The sequence below is a fragment of the Staphylococcus sp. GDY8P196P genome, assembly GCF_017891705.1.
Lineage (GTDB): Bacteria > Bacillota > Bacilli > Staphylococcales > Staphylococcaceae > Staphylococcus > Staphylococcus ureilyticus.
On sequence record NZ_JAESJS010000008.1, the window covers coordinates 133,767 to 149,273 of the forward strand.

The window sequence follows — 15,507 nt, forward strand, 5'->3', positions numbered from 1 at the left end:
GCTCACCTCAATTATTTTGTATATTTTATATTTTCCCCGGAGTTAATTCGACCTTGGTAATGTTTAATGCGGCAATCAATTTCAAATCCTCGCATCATTAAATCTTGGAAAGGTGATTGCATTAAGTAATAAACAGGCCAAGTTAATTTAGGAATATAATCAAACAAATGAACGATGACTTGTTGTGTGTCTTTTAATTTGCGAAATTCTAATTTCCCTTGCTTTTTTAAATTAGGTTTTACAATTCTACCACTCACAAGATGCAACGTAATGATGTCTTTTTCAGTGTTCTCTTTGCGCAGTACTAGTATAGGTTTGCGTTTGTTTTTCATGTACACAATGAAATTATCCCCTTGTTTTGCTGTATGCAACAATGTTCCTTTCGTTTCATCTAGCCACTTAAAATAATATGTTACCATTTGGCTTAATGTCCAATTCATCGGTAGTTGTATACTTAACGCACTTCTGACATCATCATATTTCGAAGTCTGTAACTCAACTGCTACGTGAGGACGAGCGACTTCTGCCGTCGTTTCTTCTACTTCAGTACCGTATGCTGATAAACGCTGCTTCGTTTCAACATCGAAGCGACTACCACTAATATATATTATCTTACTCACACCTTGTTTGGCAGCAGCTCTCCCAAAATTATCTGCAGCTATCAAATTGATATCTCTAGCAGTTGCATGCGTCAGCTTAGCAGAATGCTTGGTTGGATCTAAATAAAATATTGCAATATCTATACCGTCCATAGCAGTTAAAACATCATTATAGTTATAAATATCTTTTTCAAGCCAAATAATTTCTTGATATTCTTTTTCTTTTGGATACTTAGACAATGTATATAAGATTCCTTCATCTTTAATGGATTCAATTAGATATTTTCCTATATAACCTGTAACACCCGCAAGCAATATATTTGGTTTCATTATACGACATCCTTTATCATATATTTTTCTTGTTTTAAATATTCCCTAGTAAATTCATGTTAATGATGTTAAGTTATACTATAACTGAGTTTTAAAAATTAGAAATGAGGAGTGGACATATATGGTTCATCAAATTCGAGAAATTGGTATCAACGATATAGAACCTTTTATAAAACTATTAAGTACAATCTATGATGAATCTGATTATTTGATATACAATCCTGGTGAGTATGCGCCCTCTAATACGGATGCTATTGCAACCTTAGAACATTATATAACTTCTCCTTCTAATGCAATTTATATTGCAGAAAACAATGGCGAACTCGTAGGATTTGCAATTGTCACTACCGAAAGTTTCGAACGTACACGACATGAAGCACACTTTTCTATGGGAGTTATAAGGCATTATCGTGAAAAAGGATTAGGACAATCATTAATTAATTCCATAGAAGCTTGGTGCTTAAACCATGACATTCACCGTATTGAAGTTGAAGTAGTTCCCGAAAATACGACCGCTGTTGATTTATTTAAAAGTGCAAACTATCAAGTCGAAGGAGAACTTAAAGATAAATTGTTTATTGATCATCGATATTATAATAAATATATCATGGCAAAATTACTAATTTAATGATTTTAATGTAATAAATTAGTAAATAGTTCCTTATTTGCAGTTTAATCGTTTTTGGATAAATATCCAAATGACAACTTCGTCTTCATCTATATTTTAACAATTAAACCATTATTGAAGTGTAGAAGATACCAACCAAACCTAGCTTGCTTACACCATTAGGTTATCACTTCCATATGTTCTGTATATCCTACTATTTCAATTTCAATCGTTTAGTCAAAAGAACGACTAAGTTAAATCGAGTATATACATTATTAATAAAAAACACTTCCGTATGAATACATCTCATTTGCATTCAACGAAAGTGTTTTTTAATTTCCTTAAAACATTGATGTTATTTAAATCAAACATAGTTACATCATCGATATCTAATATGGGTTTAATTCAACTCCATTTGGATTCGCTTCTTCAGATTGATATTCCGTTTCAACGCCTGAAGAAGTTGTATTTCTGCTTAAAAACCTTAAGACGTCTTTCATATTTTGCTGTGATTCTGGCAATTCCATATGAAATTGATACTGATGTCTCAATTTATGAGAACCGTCATAAAATAATGTATCCACCGGTACGTCTGTTGACTTTAATTTTTTATAGAATTCAATATTCTGACTATAAAATGGGTCGGCATCGCCCACTGATAAAAATGTTGGCGGATAATCTTCTGTAACTTGATTGATGGTAGACATCTCACTTATATACTTAAATTGTTGTTCCCAATCTCGTTTTCCAGTATAGCTTTCCATAAAGAGCTGAATTCTTGGGAATTCTGTCGCTCTAACTGTCTTCATGTCATAAAAGCCACCAAAAAAGATAGCTGCTTTAAGCTGATCTGCTTCAAATTGTTGCTTAAAGTTCATATCCTCTCTTAAAGATTTATTCGTTTGTATTGCTGTGTATTGGCTTGATAACTGCGCACCTGCAGAATCACCGCCAAAAATAACTTGATTGAAATCAATTGGTAACTCATGTTTATTTCTCTTAATAAAACTTACCGCTTGATCAATCTGTTGTAACTGGGTAGGATATTTAAAATCTGGTGCAAGTGCATAATTAATATTCACCACAATATATCCTTGTTCAGCAATTTTAGATAATAATGGGTTTTTATATTGTTTATCTCCCGCAATAAATCCTCCGCCATGCATCCAAAAAATGACTGGAAGTTTGTTATCTTGATCTAATTCATTTGGCGTTAATATATCAAGTCGACTATTGGGTGCCCCTTTTCCATATGTGATATTCGTAAAAGCATTCACATTTTTATTATTAATTTGAACTTTTTCGTTTACTCTACTCGAGTTTTGTCTATCATACTGTAGTTTTAAAAGTACTGCCATAACTACTATAACCGTGACTATGATAAACGTTGTGATAAGGGTCCATTTATGTTTTTTCTTCATAGATTACCTTTCCTTTCGGAAGCATTGTACCATAATAAATAAGTTCACAATAGTATTACAAGGATAATAAACTAGAAAACTCAGCTTGCTAACGTATGCAAGCTGAGTTATATCATATATCAATTTACAATTTTTCACTTTTAAAAGTTAAGCAATAAATTTCTTGTTTTGTCGTTTTCTACTGTAATACTTAATAAGTACTCCAATAACAACAATAAGACCAACATATCCCATTATTGGATATAAATAGTTGATTAAACCTGCGAAACCTACAAAGCTTAAACCATAAGCCACAAGTACCATAACTATGATAAAGATATGATATTTTTTACTATACGGTTCTGTAAATCTCGCTGCAAATGAATACATTAAACCAAGAATTGTATTATACATTACTGCTAACATAATTACTGATAACACTAGTGCTATCCAAGGATTAATTGCATTTGCTAATGTTAACATCGGAATATCTGCATCTTTGATTTTTGGAAATTCAGACTGTAATGCAAAGTTAATTAACGCTAATAACACGGTATAAATAATACCACCAAATAGCGCACCAGCGCCTGAAACACGACGTCTTGAAGCATCGCCGCCTATAGCGACAATAGTACTGAATCCTACCGCAAATGCAAGACCACCATAGTTAATACCTTTAAGTATACCTAACCATAAGCTGTCACTTGGTACAGTTTCGTTAACTTTACCTAATGAAATACTACCATTGAAAAGATAGTAAGCAGCAATAATAACTACTAATATAATTAAGAATGGCGTAACAATACCTAAAGCTCGTACGATTTTATTAAAGTCCATCAATAGTGTGATATATATTGCAATTACCATTATCAATGCACCTAACCACGTTGGTACACCGAAACTTTCTTGAAATGTTGATCCTGCTCCAGCAATCATAGTAACTGAAATACCAAATAAGAAAAAGATTAGTAAGTAATCTACGATTTTACTGAACGCATTTCCAAATAAGTAGTCCAAAGTTGATTCATGGTTTTGTGCGTCAAACGCAGTACCAATTTTCGCAACTTGTCTACCAATAAATCCTAAAATTAGCCCAGAAAGTAAAACACCAATATATGACCATAAGCCATATGGCGAGAAGAATTGCATAACTTCCTGTCCTGTTGAAAAGCCAGCACCTACTACGATACCGACGTAAGCGAAACCAATTTTTATAGCTTCTTTATTCAACCCCATGTGATAAATAACCTCCTCATAGTTAACACATTTTGTAATTATAACGTACTGACTGTAATTTGCAACATGAGAAAATTAAGATTTGCACAATTCATTAAAATTAAACATAATAGTTAAGCAATATATTTCTTTTTAATCATTCATTTTATCTTTTAAAAATAAATCGTCAATTCCAAGATACACTATAAATATGAATAAATTCCAATAACTTTTTGCAAATTTATACATTTCTAAATTTCATAATAATTCAAAAATTATAATGAAAAATTTTTTGAAAAAATTTTCATTGCATCATCATCCACTATACCAAACAAATATAAAAAATAAATTTAAGTCTTATTTTCATTAATGTTATAACAATAAAACAAAGAAAACGGATCAGAAACTTTACTGATTTAAAATAAATATCTGAACTATGCTCATGAAAAAGGCTGAGACAATCAATTTGTCTCAGCCTCAAAAAGTCATTTTCATATACAATTGTTTTCACATCAGAATTAAACACTATTCTATGATTTAACTGTCACTTACTCAAGTTAATGTGCATTTTTAAAACGATTAAGTTCATTGAAATCAACGACAACATTATCTAAACGTTTTGCTGTTTCTTTTAGTACATTACGCGCAACGCTATTTGTTGGATCTAGTTTAAGTATTTGACGAGAAATCTCTAATGCTTTTTTATCAGAAATGACTGGTTCAGGAACTGCATGTAATAACAACATCTGTAATAAGCTTTTTACTTCTTTGCCGTCAGTAAGTTTTATGGATGATTCTGCATGATAATATGCAGAATCTAAAGCACCTTGTAGTTCACTTAATGGATAAACGAGTAGTAGAAAAGCTAAGTCATGCATTTCTGCTGTTTCTTCAGTTTTCATCATATCTAAAATACATGTATAAAACATGATACTTTCCACTTCATGAGCGCTTGAGATATAAGCTTCTTCAAATTCCATAAAATCTGTCTGGGACATAAGACGGTATACTGATTCAAATTCGCCGTTTAAGACATGCTTTTGTATCAATTCTTTCATTGCAATGTCCTCCTAGATATCCAGATTTCTTTAACAGTTAAGTCTCATTTTACCATATCTTAATTATATATTCATATAAAAAAGAATATTTTTGTCAAGTTAATTGAAGCAGTTAGAACGACATACGCTATATATATCATTATAACTACTTGAAAGAGATCATTGATTAATACGTTGACTTAGCCAAATTTCGTATTCAACTCATCTAACACTTCATCTATCGTTTTTCCTACAGAAAGATTTACTGCTGCAGTAAAAGTACCTTCAACTATCGGGGCATCTATTTTTTCTAAACGATGCTCTCCCTCATACATCTCAATCGCTAAATCTGTATTCATTTCAGCAGAACCTATGTCATAAAAACATAATGCGTCGTCATCTACTTGATTCACCATTGTTTGGATATCATCATATGATGTGCCAATTTCACCATGCACACCACCTTGTGCAGTAATCTTAATATTCTCTCCTACCATTTGATTTACCAAAGCTTTTGTACCATCTGCTATCTCTTTACTATGGCTTACAATAATAATTTGTGTCATATTAATCAGCTCCTATTAATGCGTTTAAAATATATACACTGCTTTGTGCACCCGGGTCCACATGCCCTTTTGACGCTTCTTTAAAATAGGCTGCTCTACCTTTCGTTGCTTCTATATCCTTAGTTGCTTCTGCCAAAGATTGTAAATCTTCAAATGATAAAGTTTCACCATTATTTATCGCTTTGTTGGTACGTTCAATAACGTCATACATTGTCTTTTCATTTAACTCTACTTTCCCACGTTGCGCAACTGCCTCCGAAAATGTGTTAAGCAATGTTTTTAAATTCTCTTTATCAATTTCATCACCAACAACTTGAGACATTTTCACAAAACTAAATCCATAAAGTGGACCAGAAGCACCACCAATATTAGACATTAAAGTCATACCAGTAGATTTTAATAATGCAGACACAGAGCTATCATCTAGCTGGTCGGCTAAAGCTTTAAACCCTCTTAACATATTTACGCCATGATCACCGTCACCAATTGCTCTATCTAATTCTGTTAATAATGATTCCTTCTCTTCAAAGACATCAACTAAATTAAGCAATCTCTCTTTTAACTCTGACACATTCATTCCGCTTCACTTCCTAACCTATATTTTTTATTTAAGCATTAAAGTACGGGCTACTTGTCGGTGCAATCAATGCTTCATAAACTTGTTCCGTATATGGTAAAAATGTTATTGATAAACCTTCCATATCTAATGAAGTCATATAGTCTCCAACAAACCATAATTTCACATCTTTTTGTTTATCTTCGAGTTGTTGTGCCACGTATTTTGTTGCAATATTTAGTTCAGATAAAGGTGTAGCTCCCATACCGTTTATCATCACAATAAGTCGTTCATCATCTATCTCTTTCAATAGTTCGGCAATCAATCGTTTAACGACTAAATCTACACTTTCAACTTTTTGGCGTGAGAGACCTTTTTCACCATGTATACCGATACCAATCTCCATAGATTCATCATCTATATCAAAGCCATAATGACCTGTTGTTGGAACCAATGGTGGCGTTAATGCCATACCTATTGATTTGATAGTTGGTAATAATTCATTTAATTTTTCTTTAATTTGCGACAGTGGGGTTCCGTTTTCTGCTAAATATCCAGCTATTTTATGCACAAATACTGTTCCAGCAACGCCTCTACGTTGTGCTTCATCACTAACAGCAACATCGTCTTTGACCACAACGGTTTCTACTTGGATATCTTCCATTTCTGCCATTTCTTGTGCCATTTCAAAATTCATGACATCACCTGCATAGTTTTTAACAACAAGCAGTACACCATCTCCATTGTCCACAGCTTTAATCGCACTTAAAATTTTATCTGGCGTTGGAGATGTAAATACCTCACCACACACTGCAGCATCTAACATACCTTGCGCTACGTAACCTACATGTGCTGGCTCATGACCACTGCCACCACCAGATACAATCGCTACGCCTTTTTCTTTTTTATGTTTACGTACAACCACCGTATCAGCAATTACTTCGACATTTTTATTTGAAATCGAAAGACCATCTAACATATCTGGTAAAAATTGTGTTTTATCTTTAATGAGCTTTTTCATATTGAGGACCTCCTGTTTTCACTATTCACTTATATTATACCCTACTCACAAATGTAAACGCTAACAACTCAAAGGGTTTATTTAAAAAAAGGAGCGGGTTCTCAATCAATCTTTTTCAAAATTGATTCTAAAACCCGCCCATCTGTAAAGTTTTTCTTAAATGACTATCTAGTTATAACGAAATTTTATTGCATACTTATTTATTACACACAAACATTTAATGATTTCTATTTTCATATTTAAACTGATTTTGTTTTATACATTAAATATAAAAAATAAGGTGCGCCTATAATTGATACAACAATACCAGCTGGCATACCAGAAGGCTGTAATATCACTTGTCCGACAGTGTCTGCCAACACAAGTAAAAAGGCACCAATAAATATGGAAATTGGTAGAAACATTTGATGTCTCGGACCAACAATTGATTTAGCAATATGTGGACCTAACAAACCTATAAAACCAATAGCTCCTGCCACGGATACTGCAGCTGACGACAGAACTACTGCTATTAACAATAATACAATTCGTTCTCTACCAATTTTCACACCTACACCTTGAGCAATATGTTGATGCGTATTTAATAAATTTAAAACATTCGCTTTTAATAATAAAAACGGTATCAGTACAATGACCCAAGGTAAAAAGGCAATTACAAACGCCCATTCATCGCCCCAAATATTACCCGCAAGCCATGAAGCAATAAACTCTGATTGATCTTCGTCAAATGTTGACATTAACGTCAAGGACCCACCACTTAAAGCAGTAGCCATACCCACGCCTACTAACACCATACTTGCTGGTGTAATACCTTCTCCTTTATTATAACTAAATGAAAAAATAACTAGCGCAGTCAGTATACCACCGATCATACTTATAATTGGTAATACATATACAAAATTATCTGCATTCACTTGACCAACTACAATAAATAGTGCTATAGCAAACCCACTTCCTGCATTTATACCTAAAATACCAGGTTCCGCTAAAGGGTTTTTAGTTACACTTTGTATGATAGCTCCGCTCATTGCTAAAGCAGCACCAGCTAAAATAGTAATAACCATTCTCGGAAATCTAAATTCCATAAGTATAAGTGTGTCGGTATATTCACCTTGACCTATAAGCGTTTTAAAAAAAGTACCTATAGACATCTTATATTCACCTGAAGTCATACTCCAAGCACATGCGAATACCACCAATATTATAAGAATAATCATGGTAATGAACTGTTTATATCTTAATTTTGAGTCTATCATGAAAAGCGTCCTCCTCGTTTAACCAAATACAAGAAGTAAGGTACGCCAATAAATGAAATGATTGCACCTACTGGAGCTTCACCTAACATGCGCGCTACCGTATCAGCAACGAGTAGCAATAACCCGCCAATAACAGCAGTTAATGGCAGAACACGAGCGTAGTCTGTACCAACTAAATAACGTACAATATGTGGAACCATTAGTCCTACAAATGCTATTTGACCCACCATTGCTACGGCAATACCTGCCATAACCATGGATATAATCAAAGCAATTGCACGTGTTAAAGCAACATTTTGTCCCAATCCAATTGCTAAAGTTTCACCTAAATTTAAAATAGTTAGATGTTTACTCATCGCAATAATGATAACTAATGCAATAATAATAAATGGTGCTGCCCAAACAAGCTGCCCCCAAGTCGTACCAGAAACTCCACCAGCGCTCCAAAACGTTAAACTTTGATTTAATCTAAACAATAACGCTACACCTTGACTCAAGGCTGTTAGCAAAGCACTTACGGCAGCTCCAGCCAGTATAATTCTCATCGGATTAAAGCCATCACTTCTTGACCTGCCAATCATCAATACAATAAATCCACCCATGATTGCTCCGATAAATCCTGCAATCATAAGCACTATAAATGGTGCTGTTGGATAAAATGCAAAAGTTAGCGCTAACATAAATGAAGCGCCTGAATTTAATCCGATTAAACTCGGATCTGCTAAACCATTTTTAGTAACGCCTTGAATGACTGCACCTGAAGTCGCTAATGCTACACCTACAAGCATTGCTCCTATATCTCTTGGTATACGTATTTCACTAATAATATTATGTTGTTGATTCTTATTATCATAATTAAATATCGCATCAAATATTGTAGAAATGTGAATTTTAGCATCTCCGATCAATATTGATACCGTCAAAGCAATGACTAATAGAACCAAACTAATTATTAATGTTGTTGTGAAGCTTAATTTTCCCTTTTTTTGCGTAGCCATGATTACACCTAAATTTCTGAATAGCTTTTTCTACATAAATCATAGGTAACTAGCATAGGTTTCCCTGTTCTAGGGTCTGTACTAATCTCTACATCTATATTGAATACTTTTTCTAAGTTTTCTTTGGTTAAAACATCTTCTGTACCTCCAGCAGCAACAATGTCTCCTTGTTTCATCGTAATCAGATGATCTGAGAATCGAACTGCTTGATTAATATCATGCAACACCATAATAATAGTACAACCTTGTTCTTGATTTAATTGGGTAATTAATTCTAAAATTTCTAATTGATGTGAAATATCTAAATATGTTGTAGGCTCATCCAAGAAAATAATATCCGTTCTTTGAGCCAATGCCATCGCAATCCATACTCTTTGACGTTGACCACCACTCAAATCGTTGATAGAACGTAATCGGAATTCATAAGTACCTGTTACATTCATGGCCCAATCAATTTCCTTTTTATCTTCCGCAGAAAGTCTCCCAAATCCTTTTTGATGTGGAAAGCGACCATATGAAACAAGCTCTCCAACCGTAAGTCCATCGGCCACTTCTGGTGATTGTGGTAAAATCGCAATTTTTTTGGCAACTTCTTTTGTTGATTGTGTATGCAGATTTTCACCATCTAATTTAATTTCGCCATCTTTAATCGGTAAAAGACGTGACAATGCTTTTAGTAATGTAGACTTTCCACAACCATTGGGTCCTATAATAGATGTGATTTTACCAGTCGGAATATGAACATCTAAATTATCTACAATAACATTATCCCCATAACCTATCGTAACTTGTTCTCCTTCTAATCGAGTCATAATTTCCCTTCTTCCTAATACAAAATGTACCAAAAACAATCTATATCTATGTCATTTTTATTCTAATTTGCCCTTTAAATGATAATCATTATCACAGATGATATTATATCATTTTTTAGATATGATGACTAATAAATGTTTTATGATAGCAAGCAAAATGTATGGTTTATGAATATATTTTAAATTGCCATACAGTTTTTTTAGCAATATAAGAAAATTCTTAGTTATCGGATTATTATAGCGATACTCAAATTAAAACCTTGATGTAGGATCTAATCCATACACCAAGGTTTTAATTAACATTTTTTCATTTTTAATGTTCATCAATTAAGAAACCATTACCATAAACATCACGAACATCATGAATCACTAAGAATGCTTCGTTATCAATGCGTTTGATTAAACGTTTCGCTTTACTAACTTGCGTTTTAGTAATAACAACATACAATATGTCTTTTTCTTGTTTAGAGAAATAGCCTCTCCCATTTAAAATTGTCAACCCACGTCCTACCTGTTCATCAATCACTTTAGCTATTTCATCTGGTTTACTAGAAATAATCGTCATTGCTTTTTTCGTATTTAAACCTTCTATGACATAATCCATTACTTTTGTACCGATATAAAGTGAGATTACTGTAACCAACGCACTCGGAACAGGAATTACTGTTAATGAAATTGCAACAACAATTAAATCAAAGAACAATAGTGCATAAGGTGTACTAACATCTAAATATTTATTAGCAATTCTAGCTAAAATCGTTGTTCCTGCAGTTGTCCCTCCAGCAAGTACGATAATACCAATACCTAGACCTACAGACATGCCACCAAATACTGCATTAACTAAAATATTACCTGTCTCAATTTTCCAACTCACTGTTAATTCTAAAAATAGTGAGATTAATATTGTCGCTATTATCGTTAAATACATACTTCTCTTACTCAGAAACTTGTAACCTATAGCGATAAGTACTGCATTAAATACAAAGTTTGTTACACCAGGAGATATGTGAAAGGCATAATAAAGTACGATAGCTATACCGGTCACGCCTCCCTCGCCTAAATCAGCAGATATGATAAAAGTATTAACGCCTGCTGAAAATATAAATGACCCAATTATAACGAATAACAAATCTCGTACTGTTTTATTCACCCACATGACCCCCTCATATTAACTTCAATCAATTGAATATTAGCAAACTATCGAACATACCACAACAATATTTGAAAAAATTTCTGAATCACTTACTTGTAAAACCTTGATATTATAAGATTTCTTTTTATTACACTTTTAAAAGTTCAAAAATTCTGAATTTTCGGTTTACTTATACACTTTCCTTTGCTATAATAAAATTTATCTTCTTATTGATTGCCAATAAGAAGCCATCTCCTTTGTGTTGTTTATAGTAACATACAAAACAATTTTTGCTCGAGTATATTTTTAGTACCTAGTCCTTACTATTAATATACAATTAATTCATTTCCCGTATAAGCCAAGTAATATTGCATGTGTCTCCTCACGTCAATTACTTGGCTTTATTTTTTATTTTAAAATCATCATAATACATATACGAACAAGCATTAATATAAAAAAGGAGCGTTATTGATATCAATAATCAATTGATTTCACACGCTCCTTTTTTACCGTCTATTGATATCAACTAAGTAATTAATACAACTTTTACTTCAAGACGATCGATTATAAATTCACTGTATTTAATTATCTTATATGCTTGATAGACCTAGACAATTATTTCGACATATATCATCTTTAAGCGAGTCATTGACTTACAACCCATCATTACCAAGCAAACAAACCAACAAATCCAGCTGTCATTAACGATACTAGAATTCCTGCAAGCAACATCATTGGAACATATTGCGAAACAAAATCAGATGTTTTCTTATCTACAATGCCTTTCAATGTTCCAATAATCATCCCTATTGTTGAGAAGTTCGCAAACGATACTAAAAATGTTGCAATAACTGCACGTCTGTGTGGTGAGTATGATTCAATAACATCTTTAATTTGACCCATCACCACAAATTCGTTTGTCACAATTTTCTTCGCCATTTGTTGTGCCACTATCCATGCCTCATCAAACGGTAATCCTAGTAATAAAGCAAATGGATACATAAAAGTACCGAGAATTTGATCTAGACCAAAACTTCCTTTTATACCAGCCCAACCACCGATAATACCTGTGATTAAATTAATAAAACGGTCAATTAAATCAGAAAGTGCAACAAAACTGATAACAAAAGCAATGATGATTAAAATCAATTTACCTGCATTTAATACTGAATCTCCTAAAAATGAGAAAAACGGCTGTTTTTCAATTTCTTCATTACGGATACTATAAATAATATCTTCTTTTTCTTCCACAGAAACAGGATTTAAAATAGAAGAAACTATAATTGCATTAATGATATTTAATGGAATAGCAGTTAGCACTAAGTCACCTGGTATCATCGATACATACGCGCCAACAATTGCACCAGATATCGAACTCATGGACATCATTGCCACTGTTAATACACGTGTTTCTTTCATGCGTTTCAATTGTTCATTTGAAACTGCTAATGCTTCTGTATTACCTAAAAACATCATTTCTATACCAAAGAAAGATTCGAATTTTGGCTGACGTGTAATTTTAGCTAAAGCCCAACCAATACCACCTATAACTTTGGGTAAAATATTAAAATACATCAAAATATCAAAAAGTGGTACTACTAATAGAATTGGAAATAGCGCACTCACAGCCATATCCATCATTTCTGTATTTGTCCAACTGGCAAAAGCAAATCCCGTACCTACATGTGCAGAATCAATAACCCATGATATACCATTTGCCAATAATTGAACCGCTAATTTCCCCCAAGGGAAATACATAAAGAACCATGCTAAGAATAAGTTAATTACGACTAAAATGCCAATAGATTTCCACTGGATATCTGATTTCTTTCTGGAAAAAAGTACAGCAATACCTAAAAACACAATTAACCCAATAATATTAATAAGTAAAAACATCATACACCCACCATTTCTTATTGAATAAATAACTACTTGAATATTTAAAAGCAACACTCGATTATGTATAAGAATTATTAAGATGAGTATATCTGCTCTCGCTCATTAAGTTAATTATCAATTTTAATTATATAGCAGCGAATATACTCATCTTAAATTTTGTAATCCATTTATTTAATTTCATTCTTGATAAAAATCTATCATTCCCCAAATGATTGTCACTTATGAATTCACAATAATTATACCATGTATGTACATTATATAAAATAAAAATTTTATGGTTCGTTTATAGTCAAAAAATATATTTATCCAGCATCCAATCATACGTGTTTTCAATATTACTTCGTTAAATTTTGTGTATGAACAAATTGTTGATATTTTTCATGATTACCAATCAAATCCTGATGAGTGCCTATGCCTGTCACACTACCGTTATCAATAAAAATAATTTGTTCAGCTTTTTTAATTGTAGATAGTCTGTGGGCAATCACGATTGTTGTTCTGTTTTCCATCAATTCTTCTAAAGCATCTTGAATCTTTCGCTCACTTTCGCTGTCTAAGTTAGCGGTTGCCTCATCCAATAATAAGATATCTGGATTTTTAACAAAACTTCTGGCAATATCTATACGTTGACGTTGGCCACCTGACAATTTCAAACCTCGCTCGCCAACAATTGTGTCATATCCATCTTCAAACGCTATAATAAATTCGTGACAATTTGCTAATTTTGCATAGTAAATTAATTCTTCGTTTGAGACTTCACGATTAATGCCATATAAAATGTTGTCTCTGATTGAGCCATTCATCATTGAATTAGATTGCATGACATAACCTATTTTCTCACGCCAATGAGCTAGATCTATATCATAAATCGATTGGTCGCCATAAGTGATATCACCTTGTTCTATGTCATACATTCGTTCAATAATATTGAAAATTGTACTCTTACCTGAACCAGAAGGTCCTACAAAAGCAGTAATACTACCAGATGGTATATCAAAACTCACATTTGTAAGAATTGGTTTATTACCGTATTTAAAATGTACATTTTCAAATGTTAAATTACCATCAATTATTGGTTTTGCTTGTTCTATTTCAAAAACTTCAGTAGGTTCTTCCATGATTTCATATATACGACTACTTGCCCCTACAGCCTTTTTATAATCTGTAACCAAAGTTGATAAATTAATGATAGGTTGCGTAAGTTGAATAACATAAAAAATCATTGCAATTAAGGTTCCTGCTGTGATTGCTCCAGTAGAAATTCGAATTGCACCAAAACCTAAGATAACTGCAATCGTTAAAAGCATAATTACACCAGATATAGGTTGTATAATAGCTGTAATCTTAGCTTGCTTTAGTCCTAAAAAGTATATTTCTTGTAAATTCTTATGCGCATTATTTAACTCTATTTTTTCAGTACGTGAAACTTTAACTAAGCGCATTTCTGTTAATACACGACCTAGTAAGCCACTAAAATTCGCAATCTCTGCCTGTGTTTTTTTAGAAATATTTTGCATGATTTTACCTAATGGAATCATAATTAATACAAATATAGGTATCGTGATAAAAGTCAGCAAAGTCATTTGCCAATCCATCACAAATAACATTATTAAAGAGCCGATAATAGTCAATACTGAAGGCAATAAGTTGGGCAATTTTTGTGAAATAAATTCATTGATTACTTTTGTATCGTCTGTCAAACGACTCATCAATTGTCCACTTTCATTTTTATCAAAAAATGGCATTTTTAAGTGAATGATGTGTTTCCATAAAACGGATCGAATTGCATAAATGATTTTCTCACCAATTTTACTCAATAAATACAGTCCTATACCGCTAAGCAACGCATTCATAATAAATATAGAAATAAATGCTATGATAAATATCCAATTAATATTTTCAAAAGAAAATTTATCTACGAGCTTACCTGTAAAAAAAGGAACTACTAGTCCTGTAATACTACCTAATGAAGAAATTAAAACAGCTATGATAATCAGTCCAACAGGCCATGATAATTTTTTAAATAAGTAGAATAATGGATTCTCTTGATTCATATCTAAATTACCTCTTCTAAAAATA

Annotated in this window: 14 protein-coding genes; 1 reads left to right on the forward strand and 13 read right to left on the reverse strand. The window is 32.6% G+C overall.

Features of this window, described 5'->3' with window-relative positions:
* Positions 1 to 11: 11 nt before the first annotated feature.
* Positions 12 to 929 (reverse strand): NAD-dependent epimerase/dehydratase family protein, encoded by a 918-nt coding sequence (locus tag KA814_RS03570; RefSeq protein ID WP_046207336.1) that lies wholly within the window; start codon positions 927 to 929, stop codon positions 12 to 14.
* 121 nt (positions 930 to 1,050) lie between these two features.
* On the opposite strand from KA814_RS03570, the gene KA814_RS03575 reads away from it, so the two are divergent.
* Positions 1,051 to 1,557, forward strand: a complete 507-nt coding sequence (locus KA814_RS03575) for a GNAT family N-acetyltransferase (protein ID WP_046207335.1) — start codon at positions 1,051 to 1,053, stop codon at positions 1,555 to 1,557.
* A 368-nt stretch (positions 1,558 to 1,925) separates the two neighbouring features.
* On the opposite strand, the gene KA814_RS03580 is transcribed toward KA814_RS03575, so the two are convergent.
* The 12 genes from KA814_RS03580 to KA814_RS03635 all read right to left on the reverse strand — a co-directional run bounded on the left by KA814_RS03580 (position 1,926) and on the right by KA814_RS03635 (position 15,482).
* Positions 1,926 to 2,957, reverse strand: a complete 1,032-nt coding sequence (locus tag KA814_RS03580; protein ID WP_064209559.1) for an alpha/beta hydrolase — start codon at positions 2,955 to 2,957, stop codon at positions 1,926 to 1,928.
* 147 nt (positions 2,958 to 3,104) lie between these two features.
* Positions 3,105 to 4,172, reverse strand: a complete 1,068-nt coding sequence (locus tag KA814_RS03585; protein WP_064209560.1) for a YkvI family membrane protein — start codon at positions 4,170 to 4,172, stop codon at positions 3,105 to 3,107.
* Between the two features lie 536 nt (positions 4,173 to 4,708).
* Positions 4,709 to 5,209: a hypothetical protein gene (locus KA814_RS03590; RefSeq protein WP_046207332.1), complete on the reverse strand. Its 501-nt coding sequence runs from the start codon at positions 5,207 to 5,209 to the stop codon at positions 4,709 to 4,711.
* Positions 5,210 to 5,388: 179 nt separating this feature from the next.
* Entirely contained in the window at positions 5,389 to 5,754 is a 366-nt protein-coding gene (gene dhaM / locus KA814_RS03595; protein WP_046207331.1) for a dihydroxyacetone kinase phosphoryl donor subunit DhaM, read from the reverse strand.
* 1 nt (position 5,755) lies between these two features.
* Complete coding sequence (gene dhaL, locus KA814_RS03600) at positions 5,756 to 6,331, reverse strand: dihydroxyacetone kinase subunit DhaL (RefSeq protein WP_064209561.1); 576 nt, start codon at positions 6,329 to 6,331, stop codon at positions 5,756 to 5,758.
* A 31-nt stretch (positions 6,332 to 6,362) separates the two neighbouring features.
* On the reverse strand, positions 6,363 to 7,331 hold the full coding sequence (gene dhaK / locus KA814_RS03605; RefSeq protein WP_064209562.1) for a dihydroxyacetone kinase subunit DhaK: 969 nt from the start codon (positions 7,329 to 7,331) through the stop codon (positions 6,363 to 6,365).
* A gap of 239 nt (positions 7,332 to 7,570) precedes the next feature.
* Positions 7,571 to 8,587, reverse strand: coding sequence for a FecCD family ABC transporter permease (locus tag KA814_RS03610; RefSeq protein ID WP_064209563.1), 1,017 nt, complete (start codon positions 8,585 to 8,587; stop codon positions 7,571 to 7,573).
* Complete coding sequence (locus KA814_RS03615) at positions 8,584 to 9,585, reverse strand: FecCD family ABC transporter permease (RefSeq protein WP_046207327.1); 1,002 nt, start codon at positions 9,583 to 9,585, stop codon at positions 8,584 to 8,586. Before KA814_RS03615 ends, KA814_RS03610 begins: the two co-directional genes overlap by 4 nt.
* An 8-nt stretch (positions 9,586 to 9,593) precedes the next feature.
* Positions 9,594 to 10,397 carry an ABC transporter ATP-binding protein gene (locus KA814_RS03620; protein WP_046207326.1) on the reverse strand — a complete coding sequence of 268 codons (804 nt, stop codon included), beginning with the start codon at positions 10,395 to 10,397 and terminating at the stop codon, positions 9,594 to 9,596.
* Between the two features lie 313 nt (positions 10,398 to 10,710).
* Complete coding sequence (locus KA814_RS03625) at positions 10,711 to 11,547, reverse strand: YitT family protein (RefSeq protein ID WP_046207325.1); 837 nt, start codon at positions 11,545 to 11,547, stop codon at positions 10,711 to 10,713.
* A gap of 648 nt (positions 11,548 to 12,195) precedes the next feature.
* Entirely contained in the window at positions 12,196 to 13,425 is a 1,230-nt protein-coding gene (locus KA814_RS03630) for a NupC/NupG family nucleoside CNT transporter (RefSeq protein WP_064209564.1), read from the reverse strand.
* Between the two features lie 338 nt (positions 13,426 to 13,763).
* A complete protein-coding gene (locus tag KA814_RS03635; protein ID WP_064209565.1) occupies positions 13,764 to 15,482 on the reverse strand; it encodes an ABC transporter ATP-binding protein in 1,719 nt (572 codons plus the stop codon).
* Positions 15,483 to 15,507: the final 25 nt, after the last annotated feature.

Bases quoted from the DNA above. Each gene is read 5' to 3' on its own strand.
- KA814_RS03570 (WP_046207336.1), bottom strand. From the start codon at position 929: ATGAAACCAAATATATTGCTTGCGGGTGTTACAGGTTATATAGGAAAA.
- KA814_RS03575 (WP_046207335.1), top strand. From the start codon at position 1,051: ATGGTTCATCAAATTCGAGAAATTGGTATCAACGATATAGAACCTTTT.
- KA814_RS03580 (WP_064209559.1), bottom strand. From the start codon at position 2,957: ATGAAGAAAAAACATAAATGGACCCTTATCACAACGTTTATCATAGTC.
- KA814_RS03585 (WP_064209560.1), bottom strand. From the start codon at position 4,172: ATGGGGTTGAATAAAGAAGCTATAAAAATTGGTTTCGCTTACGTCGGT.
- KA814_RS03590 (WP_046207332.1), bottom strand. From the start codon at position 5,209: ATGAAAGAATTGATACAAAAGCATGTCTTAAACGGCGAATTTGAATCA.
- dhaM (WP_046207331.1), bottom strand. From the start codon at position 5,754: ATGACACAAATTATTATTGTAAGCCATAGTAAAGAGATAGCAGATGGT.
- dhaL (WP_064209561.1), bottom strand. From the start codon at position 6,331: ATGAATGTGTCAGAGTTAAAAGAGAGATTGCTTAATTTAGTTGATGTC.
- dhaK (WP_064209562.1), bottom strand. From the start codon at position 7,331: ATGAAAAAGCTCATTAAAGATAAAACACAATTTTTACCAGATATGTTA.
- KA814_RS03610 (WP_064209563.1), bottom strand. From the start codon at position 8,587: ATGATAGACTCAAAATTAAGATATAAACAGTTCATTACCATGATTATT.
- KA814_RS03615 (WP_046207327.1), bottom strand. From the start codon at position 9,585: ATGGCTACGCAAAAAAAGGGAAAATTAAGCTTCACAACAACATTAATA.
- KA814_RS03620 (WP_046207326.1), bottom strand. From the start codon at position 10,397: ATGACTCGATTAGAAGGAGAACAAGTTACGATAGGTTATGGGGATAAT.
- KA814_RS03630 (WP_064209564.1), bottom strand. From the start codon at position 13,425: ATGTTTTTACTTATTAATATTATTGGGTTAATTGTGTTTTTAGGTATT.
- KA814_RS03635 (WP_064209565.1), bottom strand. From the start codon at position 15,482: ATGAATCAAGAGAATCCATTATTCTACTTATTTAAAAAATTATCATGG.